Annotated in this window: 9 protein-coding genes; 1 reads left to right on the top strand and 8 read right to left on the bottom strand. The window is 36.8% G+C overall.

Features of this window, described 5'->3' with window-relative positions:
* Positions 1–1313: IMP dehydrogenase (guaB, locus tag BBH99_RS05540; RefSeq protein ID WP_066693102.1), on the top strand; the 1313-nt coding region annotated here is incomplete at its 5' end.
* Positions 1314–1366: 53 nt separating this feature from the next.
* On the opposite strand, the gene BBH99_RS05535 is transcribed toward guaB, so the two are convergent.
* The 8 genes from BBH99_RS05535 to BBH99_RS05500 all read right to left on the bottom strand — a co-directional run bounded on the left by BBH99_RS05535 (position 1367) and on the right by BBH99_RS05500 (position 8544).
* A complete protein-coding gene (locus tag BBH99_RS05535; protein ID WP_066693097.1) occupies positions 1367–1564 on the bottom strand; it encodes a KTSC domain-containing protein in 198 nt (65 codons plus the stop codon).
* 91 nt (positions 1565–1655) lie between these two features.
* Positions 1656–2342 carry a T9SS type A sorting domain-containing protein gene (locus tag BBH99_RS05530; RefSeq protein ID WP_066693096.1) on the bottom strand — a complete coding sequence of 229 codons (687 nt, stop codon included), beginning with the start codon at positions 2340–2342 and terminating at the stop codon, positions 1656–1658.
* A 13-nt stretch (positions 2343–2355) separates the two neighbouring features.
* Complete coding sequence (locus BBH99_RS05525; RefSeq protein WP_083188754.1) at positions 2356–2949, bottom strand: phage tail protein; 594 nt, start codon at positions 2947–2949, stop codon at positions 2356–2358.
* A gap of 106 nt (positions 2950–3055) precedes the next feature.
* On the bottom strand, positions 3056–4918 hold the full coding sequence (locus BBH99_RS05520) for an AAA family ATPase (protein ID WP_066693094.1): 1863 nt from the start codon (positions 4916–4918) through the stop codon (positions 3056–3058).
* A 14-nt stretch (positions 4919–4932) separates the two neighbouring features.
* The gene (locus tag BBH99_RS05515; protein WP_066693098.1) at positions 4933–6003 is read right to left on the bottom strand and encodes a DUF4407 domain-containing protein; all 1071 of its coding nucleotides are present in this window, start codon (positions 6001–6003) and stop codon (positions 4933–4935) included.
* 197 nt (positions 6004–6200) lie between these two features.
* Positions 6201–6755, bottom strand: coding sequence for a crossover junction endodeoxyribonuclease RuvC (gene ruvC / locus BBH99_RS05510; protein WP_066693092.1), 555 nt, complete (start codon positions 6753–6755; stop codon positions 6201–6203).
* A gap of 110 nt (positions 6756–6865) precedes the next feature.
* On the bottom strand, positions 6866–7396 hold the full coding sequence (locus BBH99_RS05505) for a 2'-5' RNA ligase family protein (protein ID WP_066693089.1): 531 nt from the start codon (positions 7394–7396) through the stop codon (positions 6866–6868).
* A gap of 38 nt (positions 7397–7434) precedes the next feature.
* Positions 7435–8544, bottom strand: a complete 1110-nt coding sequence (locus tag BBH99_RS05500; RefSeq protein ID WP_066693086.1) for a serine hydrolase domain-containing protein — start codon at positions 8542–8544, stop codon at positions 7435–7437.
* Positions 8545–8629 lie beyond the last annotated feature (85 nt).

Raw genomic sequence — 8629 nt, 5'->3', positions numbered from 1 at the left:
CTGCAATGGACACTGTTACTGAAGGTGATTTAGCAATTGCCCTGGCAAGAGTTGGAGGTTTAGGCTTTATCCACAAAAACATGACGATTGCCGAGCAGGCTGCACAGGTGAACCGTGTGAAACGTTCCGAAAACGGAATGATCTCTGATCCGGTTACTCTATCTAAAGACCACACTTTAGGACAGGCGAAAGAGATGATGGCTAAATTCAAAATCTCAGGACTTCCTGTAGTGGATGCTGATAATGTTCTGATCGGAATCATTACCAACAGAGATGTAAAATATCAGGAAAATCTTGATATGAAAGTGGAGGAGATCATGACCAAAGAAAACCTGATCACTTCAGACAAAGATACCAACCTTGAGAAAGCAAAAGAGATCCTTCTAAAAAACAGAGTTGAGAAATTACCTATCGTAGATAAGGATAACAAACTTGTTGGGTTAATTACGATTAAAGATATCGATAATCAACTGGAATATCCAAATGCAAACAAAGACCAGAATGGCCGCCTTATCGTAGGAGCCGGAGTTGGCGTTGGAGAAGATACCTTAGACAGAATTGAAGCTTTAGTACAGGCTGGAGTGGATATTGTAGCCATTGACTCTGCCCACGGACATTCTAAAGGTGTTTTAGATAAAATTTCTGAAATCAGAAAAGCATATCCAAACTTAGATATCGTAGGCGGAAATATTGTAACTGCTGAAGCGGCTGCAGACCTTATCAAAGCCGGAGCTAACGTTCTTAAAGTAGGTGTGGGTCCAGGTTCAATCTGTACAACCAGAGTAGTTGCCGGAGTTGGAGTTCCTCAGTTATCAGCGATTTATAACGTATACGAATACGCTAAATCTCAGAATGTAGCTGTTATTGCAGACGGTGGGATCAAGCTTTCCGGAGATATCGTAAAAGCTATTGCAAGTGGAGCAGGAGCAGTAATGCTTGGTTCTCTTTTAGCAGGTACAGATGAAGCACCGGGAGAGGAAATTATTTTCCAGGGAAGAAAATTCAAGTCTTACCAAGGGATGGGAAGCCTTTCTGCGATGAAGAGAGGTGGAAAAGAAAGATACTTCCAGAGTGAAGCTAAGAAATTCGTTCCGGAAGGAATTGAAGGAAGAGTTCCGCACAAAGGAAAGCTAGAAGATGTGATCTTCCAGTTAACCGGAGGATTAAGAGCGGGTATGGGATATTGTGGAGCTAAAGATATTGAAGCTTTACAGAAAGATTCCAAACTGGTAATGATTACAGGAAGCGGATTGAAAGAATCACACCCACACGATGTGATTATCACTCAGGAAGCTCCTAACTATTCTTTATAAAGAGTATTTAAATAATATAAAAAAGACTGTCTTTGTGATAAGACAGTCTTTTTTTATTTCACTTTTTTATATCGGAACCGAGGTTTGATAACTTTATTTAAATATTTCCCTCTGGAAGAGGCCTTGCCAAAATTATCAACAATATGGACAGGGACCTTAAAATAATCATATACAGATCCTGACTGATATATGATTCTTAATATTTCAGTTTCCGGAAAATATATAAAACTATTGACAACACTGGAAGGCATAATGTATTTCCAGCAAAAAATGTTCCCTAAACTCAAACATAAAAGCTCCCTGAGTTTGGATGGCACGCTAATGTTGTTTAGAAGTACTATTTTATTTCTTTACAAATTTAAATTCAAGAGAGTTAAACGCTTTGGTTGTTATTTTTAATATATAAACACCTGGTGTAAGTTGTGAAACATTTACCTTCGGAGCAAATATCTCAGATTTTATAAGACGTCCGTCTATATTGTAAATCTGTATAATCTGTCCCTCGGAAATGCCTGAAACCTGGATAAAATCTGAAACTGGGTTAGGAAAAATCTGAATTTTATCTTTAGAAATTTCCTGTATTCCAAGGGCAGGTCCCTGCACATCACCGGTCATTATAGAATTACCAGGAGTTAAATTTCCACTACACTGGCCATTCGTTATACTGGTATTTTCAATCCATGTTCCGGCATTATTGCCTGGAGGTATGGAGAGAGAGTTATTTCCTGTGGCATTGTAATAAATTAAAAAAGGAGTAGTAAACGTTCCGTTTCCTTCATCACCAAGGAATTCCCATCTTGTAAGTGCATTGTTCCACTGGATTTTAAACTCACAGTTTCCTAACCCACCACATGGCTGCTGATCATTAATAGGGGTTGTCATATAAATGTTTTTATTAAAAGCATCTACTCCTGTTTTGTTGAAAATAAAATTCTGATTTTCAAACAGGTTATGACATCCGTTAAAGGTAATCGTCTGGGCTGAAGCTGAGCCTGTAAATACCAGACATAATAAATAAAGGTATTTCATGACTGGTTAACTGTTAACTGTGTGAGGGAAAAATACCGGAGAGCGCAATAATACATTTTAATGTAATATATGGCTGTCTGTTTTCATGAGGCTGGTTTCCCCCTGTTGGGTTTACCATTGTACTTTTCATTGTAGTATCTGCTGGCGCATCCGAATACTCTTTATCCAGCACTTTTGTGTTAGCCGGCAAACTTCCGGTGGGTACATTCTGATTTCCTTCTGCTGTTACAGCATTTACGGTATGGTTATGAGCAGGCATTTGGGACACCGTTAATGTTACATTTTCTACTCCGCCAGTTTCTCCCAATATGTAGGTGGTTCCGGTTCCAGGATTCTGGCCATTATGGATAAGAACTTTCCCCCGCATATCAGGAAGAGCGAAGGTTGTTGTTCCATTTCCACCATAAGTAGTACCCAAAAGTGAGAAGAGTGCTGTATTTTGTGCAATTGACATAATCTGTCCGTTACATTCGGCCCAACCCTGCGGTGCAAAATTATAAGGTACGAATGCTATCTGTCCTAAAAAAGGTTCTGATCCTTGAGCTTTAATTGCAGGAGAAAGTACACTGCAGATAAGCAGTGTCCATGCAAAAAGTAAATTTTTCATGATAGTGGATTTTTAGTAGTATAAAATTAAAAAGAAAAACCCTTCCGTTTTGAACTAAAAGGGTTGAATTTTTTAATGGTTTTTGTGAATTATATAGATGTTATCTCTAGGAATTCAGTATGTTATGGTAATTATTGATGTGAAGGTAGCCTTCTTCTTTGATACTTACTTGTAATTGATGTTTAACAGCAATATCATAGATTTCCTTTGGAGACATACTTCCTTTTTCACTAAGGATCTTGCTCATATTTTTAAGCAGATCAAGATGCAAAACCAGGTCTTCTCTTGTTTTCTGTACGAGTTCCTGCATCAGTTTTTCAACCCTTTCATCTGTAATGTGCTGCTGCATACGGTGAGCATAGTCTTCCAGATTATAAGTGGCCTGATAATCTTTTTCAAAACCATATTTTCTGATAAAATCAATGGCCAGGCTGGTGGCCTGTTCTCTGTCATGGCTTCTACCAATGCTGGCATACTGGTCTCCGAAAATAATTTCTTCAGCAATTCCCCCTGCCAGATAGATTTTGATTCTATTAAGAAGGCTTTCCTTAGTATCATGGATCTGATGGGGAAAAGTAAATCCTGCTGCATAACTGCTTGCTACTTTACTTTTAAGCTGTAAAGGAGCAAAACCAGTATACAACATATAAGAAACTGCATGCCCACATTCATGAACGCTGATGTTGGCTACGGCATCCTGCTGATTGGCCTGCCGTATCTTGTCAATTCTTCCCAGGTAAGGAATTTCTATGGTTTTGGTACCTATTTTTCCGGTAATGAGTTTTTTTTCCTGATGGTAATCTATCTCAATGCTTTTGTCATCATGAATAATGGCTTCAAAAAGAAACTTGCTGAGGTTGGTATCCAAAATATCCACTACACTGCTGAATACGGGACGAACACCTTGAACCGGAAATACTCCATTCCTGTAAATAAGCTCATTAATGGATTTACTTATCTTTAAAGAAACACCGAACTTCGTTTTCGTTTTGTGTTTAAGGTTATTGATCTCTCGTTGGATCAGCGTATGAAAATCTTCGGTTTTTAATGAAAAATAAATCAGATGAATATTCCCGAATCTGGCTACCTGCTCAGGACGGAATTTTCTGGCTAATGCATTTTTAATATCAACAACCGTTATCTTTTTAGTGAATGCATGATAAATATTGGCATCCACATCTGCCTCACTGGTCTCTTTTGACATTTGAAATGCTTCATCCAGATTCCCGCTGATAATAATAAGCATTTTGCTGTAATCAACCGGTTCATAGATTTTTTTTTCTTTCTGTTTTTTACGGATCAGCTTAATCATATCTTCCTCCTTCATATCAATGATGCTCATCACATCATCATCCATGCTGAGGTATTTTTTTAATTCTTTAGCGTCCCATAAGTTGAGATATGGATTTTCGTCCAGTTCTGTTTCTCCGTTCAGTTTTCGTCTGTCATTTTCTTTTTTACGAAAAAGATAAGAGAATAAATAATGTTCAAGATCTTCCCGTTCCCGTTTGCTTAAACGTCCGTCACTTAATAGCTCCCAAAAATCCATAAATTTGGTTTGAGGAACCGGCATGCCGTCCGGATCTATCGTATTGAAACGTTGAATTTCGTCAAAAAGTGCAATACTGGGTTTCTCATCACTTAGTCCATTACTTTGCAAGATATCTGAAACACTTTTACTCCATGATGTTTCATCCGTATTGCTTAATTCAATTTCCACAAAACGGTTTTGAAAATCAAGATAACGAACCATTTTTCTTACAAGATCGGTTTTCCCAACCCCTGTCATTCCCCATAGATTAATCACTACTGGCCGTGTCAGGATCTCAGGCATCAGATACCAGATCTGGATATATTCCATAATATCATCGATGATCTTATCTATGCCAATAAATTCTTTTTTAAGATAAGCTTTGCAATCGTCCAGCTTTTTCTTTTTCTTCTGGAATTCTTCTTTATCAATAATCATAGATGAAAAATACACTATTTTTTTAGATTATCCTTGAAATCCTCCACTCTGAAATCAGTGAGTGCATTTCCCTTTTCAATTTTTTCCTTAGAATATAACCTGAAGTCGTTTTCTGTTTTCTCTAAAAGATAATCGTATGGTCCTACATGGGAGATCAATTTTACCAGCACCGGGGAAATTTCAAGACAGATAAATAAACCCATGATAAAAGTGGCTGCCAGTCCTATGATGGCAGAATTTTTACCAAGCTCATCCAAAGCCTGGAGCCTTGCAGCAAAACCGTTAAATTTATCTTCAAAAGTTTCTGTAGACTTTCTTTCCGTTTCCAGATTGGTGTAGACTTTTGAAATTTCTTTATCCAGGTATTCCAATCTTGGAGCTACTTGTTTTTGATAATTTTCAAGATCCTGTCTGCGCTGTTCCTTCAATTGTTGTTTACGTTTGGCATTCGGCCCGAATCCTTCTTTTCCACTGGTTAAACCTGATTCTTTTCCCAGGATCTCCTTCTCAAGTTCTACAGAAGCTGAGTCATATGATTGCTGATAGAGAGCAATTTTGTCTGCAATCTGTTTCTTTTCTGTTTCAAAAGGGCCGCTCTGCTGAAGAATTCTTCCTGTCATTTCCCCCTGAAGCTGCTTTTTATTCCTTTGAATGATGGTATTCAATTGCTTGTTTACTTCTTTTTCAAAGATTTTTAGCTCTAAAGGTTTAGAAATAATAATCCCCAGGAATGTTGCGAGTATTAAACGGGGAATAGACATCAGTATCTGATTCCACCATGTTCCTGTTTTTTTGATAGAAGACACAATATAGCGGTCGAGATTAAAAATCATTAATCCCCACAGGATTCCAAATCCTATTGCTGTCCAGATATCATCAAAAACGGTATACATAGCATATCCCGCAGAGAGAGTGGCGAAAACAGCTGTGAACAGTACAATCCCTCCAATTCCGGAAAACTTATTCCATTCACTCGGAGTTTTTCTTAAGATATGAATATTCCCGCCGGAACACAGCATCAGGAACTTCTGGAACCAATTTATTTTATGATTCGTTTGATTTATAGTTTGTTGGTTTGTTTTCATCATAGAAAATTTATACAAAGGTAGTATTAAAAATCATACCAATGTAAAAGATAGTATTATGTTTTACCAAGTAATTTAAATGTTGACTTTAAATAGCTTACTAATAAAGCAGTTTTGTTAATTAAAAAAAGAGCAATTTTATTTCTTTAGTATACTTTATGATGAAAGTAATTGTATTTATCTTCTTTCATAAGAATCTATTTCAACCGATCCGGGTTCTGCTTCAAAAAGCTTTCCCATCCGGAATAAGATTTCGTATCCGCAATAGTTCCTGAGTTAAAATGATGGCATACCGCAACAGCAAGGCCATCGGAAGCATCCAGATATTTGGTAGGAAATTCCTTTAATTTAAGAAGGTTCTGAAGCATTCCTGCTACCTGTTCTTTGCTGGCATTACCATTTCCTGTAATGGCCATTTTAATCTTCTTGGGAGAATATTCTGTGATCGGGATATTTCTATATAAACTTGCAGCCATTGCAACACCTTGGGCACGGCCCAGTTTCAGCATACTCTGTACGTTTTTACCGAAGAATGGTGCTTCTAGCGCTACTTCATCTGGATGGTATTCATCAATAAGAGCTAATGTCTTTTCAAAAATATATTTTAGCTTGGTCTCATGATTAGGGTATTTCTTAAGAATAAGTTCATGAATAGAAACCATTTCCATTTTACCTTTTTTAACGGAAATAAGACCAAATCCCATTATGGTAGTTCCGGGATCAATACCTAAAATTATTTTCTCTGCAATCATTGGGTCAAAGATAGGACTTTATAAAATAATAATGAGATAGAGATGAAGAGATGACAGACAAATAGATAATGGATGGACTATTATCTGTATAGGATTGTAAATGAGTGTTTTTATACATTTTTTGTAAAGGATTTTTCCGCAATAGGGACCCACTTTCCATCATGGCGTAGCAATAGAATTTTATCAACTAAAAATTTAGTTTTGTATTCTTTATGCTGGTATTTTTCCCAGGCTTTCAGATAATTCTCCCAACTCAAATCCCTGTATCCTACAGTCATATGGGGAGTGAAAGAATATTTTGCAAAGTTGAACTGCTGTTTTACCCTGTTATAAAGATCGGTTAAATGAATATTATCTTCAGGGTGTACAAAGATCACCGGATTTTTGGGATTGGGGAAGCTCCCGAAGCCATTCAATTCAACTTCAAATGGTGTAAGACATGTATCAACTTTTTGAAAAGCAATGTGAATATCTTCTTCCAATTCCAGTTCTCTGGAAAAAGGAGGAAAGAGGGTGATATGAGCATCATTTTTTAACGCTTTGGAGTTTTGAAAAGAAATAGCAAGATCTCGTTTGAACTCCTTTATTTCCTCAATGATTTCTTCAGGCGGGTAAATGGCAATGAAGTACATCTTTTTCATGAGATAAAGATAAGATTTTATAAAGCATGAACGGGAAGTTAGTGTTCCGATCTAAGCTGGTTAATGGTGTTTTCAAGATGATCCGTAATCTTTTTCACTTCAATGTGTGGTTTGAAGACTAAACCTTTCCCTTTTTCTTCATCTGCAATATTAGAAAGAATAATAACAGAAGTTTTTGTTTCAGGATAATAGATATTCAGAGAAGGAGAACCTTTTACATATCCGCTGTGAAAGTAAGAGTTGGGCTTGCCAATGTTTAGCATGATTCCGTAGGCATAGCCCATCTTTCCAAAGATAGCATGATGTCTTTCCGCACTTTTTGCCATGAAGAGTTTCAGTGTTTCAGGTTTTAGAATTTTTCCACTATATAATGCATTATTCCAGGTATGAAGATCATGAATGGTAGAAAGAATTCCACCGGCAGGAGTTCCTATTTCTTTTCCACCTAATCTTTTAGGCATATTGGGAACTTCCTCGAATTTACTTGCATTGCCCAGATAAGCCGATGCAAAATCACTTCCTTTAAAAATATTTCCGGTTGATGACTGCGTCATCCCTGCCTTCTTGAAAAGTTCTAAGGCATTGTCATCATATGATTTTCCGGATACTGTTTCCACGATTTTTCCCAGCGCATTAAATCCGTCGTTGGAATAGAAGAAATCTGTCCCGCTTTTAAACATCAGTTTTCCCCCCATTATATTCAGTCCTGAAGTGTGATTCAGAAGCTGATGAATGGTAATGTTTTCATATTCTTTGATCTGAAATTCCTTTAAATATTTAGAAACTTTATCCGTGACATTTAATTTTCCCTGTTCCATCTGAAGCAAGACCATAACAGCAGTGAACTGTTTGCTTACTGAACCTATCGAAAAGACAGTATTACTGTCGATTTTAACCTTTCTCTTAAAATCCGAGTATCCGTTTTCCTTTCTGTAAAGAGGAAGAGAATCTTTAAAAACCGCAATACTACCATTAAAATGATACTTTTTGAATACAGAATCAATCTGTTGTTCTAAAAGTGTTTTCTGAAAAGCGGTAATGGTAGAATCTACAATAGCTTTTTTATCAATAGGAGGAGGTGGGGTTTCTGTTTTACATGATGATAATAAAAAACAAAAAGAAATAAGGAACATTACATTTTTGATCACGGGTGTTTATTTTTTGAAATTAAAATTGAGACTCTTAAAGATAATGAAATTTTTAAGAGCATTGTAGGATGCAAAATGCGTGCTA

The sequence above is a fragment of the Chryseobacterium contaminans genome (assembly GCF_001684955.1).
Taxonomy (GTDB): domain Bacteria; phylum Bacteroidota; class Bacteroidia; order Flavobacteriales; family Weeksellaceae; genus Chryseobacterium; species Chryseobacterium contaminans.
This window is presented reverse-complemented; position numbering and strand designations above follow the sequence as displayed.

What these genes read in the sequence shown, in the direction of transcription:
- BBH99_RS05535 (WP_066693097.1), bottom strand. Translation starts at nt 1,564, where the DNA reads ATGCCTTCCAGTGTTGTCAATAGTTTTATATATTTTCCGGAAACTGAA.
- BBH99_RS05530 (WP_066693096.1), bottom strand. Translation starts at nt 2,342, where the DNA reads ATGAAATACCTTTATTTATTATGTCTGGTATTTACAGGCTCAGCTTCA.
- BBH99_RS05525 (WP_083188754.1), bottom strand. Translation starts at nt 2,949, where the DNA reads ATGAAAAATTTACTTTTTGCATGGACACTGCTTATCTGCAGTGTACTT.
- BBH99_RS05520 (WP_066693094.1), bottom strand. Translation starts at nt 4,918, where the DNA reads ATGATTATTGATAAAGAAGAATTCCAGAAGAAAAAGAAAAAGCTGGAC.
- BBH99_RS05515 (WP_066693098.1), bottom strand. Translation starts at nt 6,003, where the DNA reads ATGAAAACAAACCAACAAACTATAAATCAAACGAATCATAAAATAAAT.
- ruvC (WP_066693092.1), bottom strand. Translation starts at nt 6,755, where the DNA reads ATGATTGCAGAGAAAATAATTTTAGGTATTGATCCCGGAACTACCATA.
- BBH99_RS05505 (WP_066693089.1), bottom strand. Translation starts at nt 7,396, where the DNA reads ATGAAAAAGATGTACTTCATTGCCATTTACCCGCCTGAAGAAATCATT.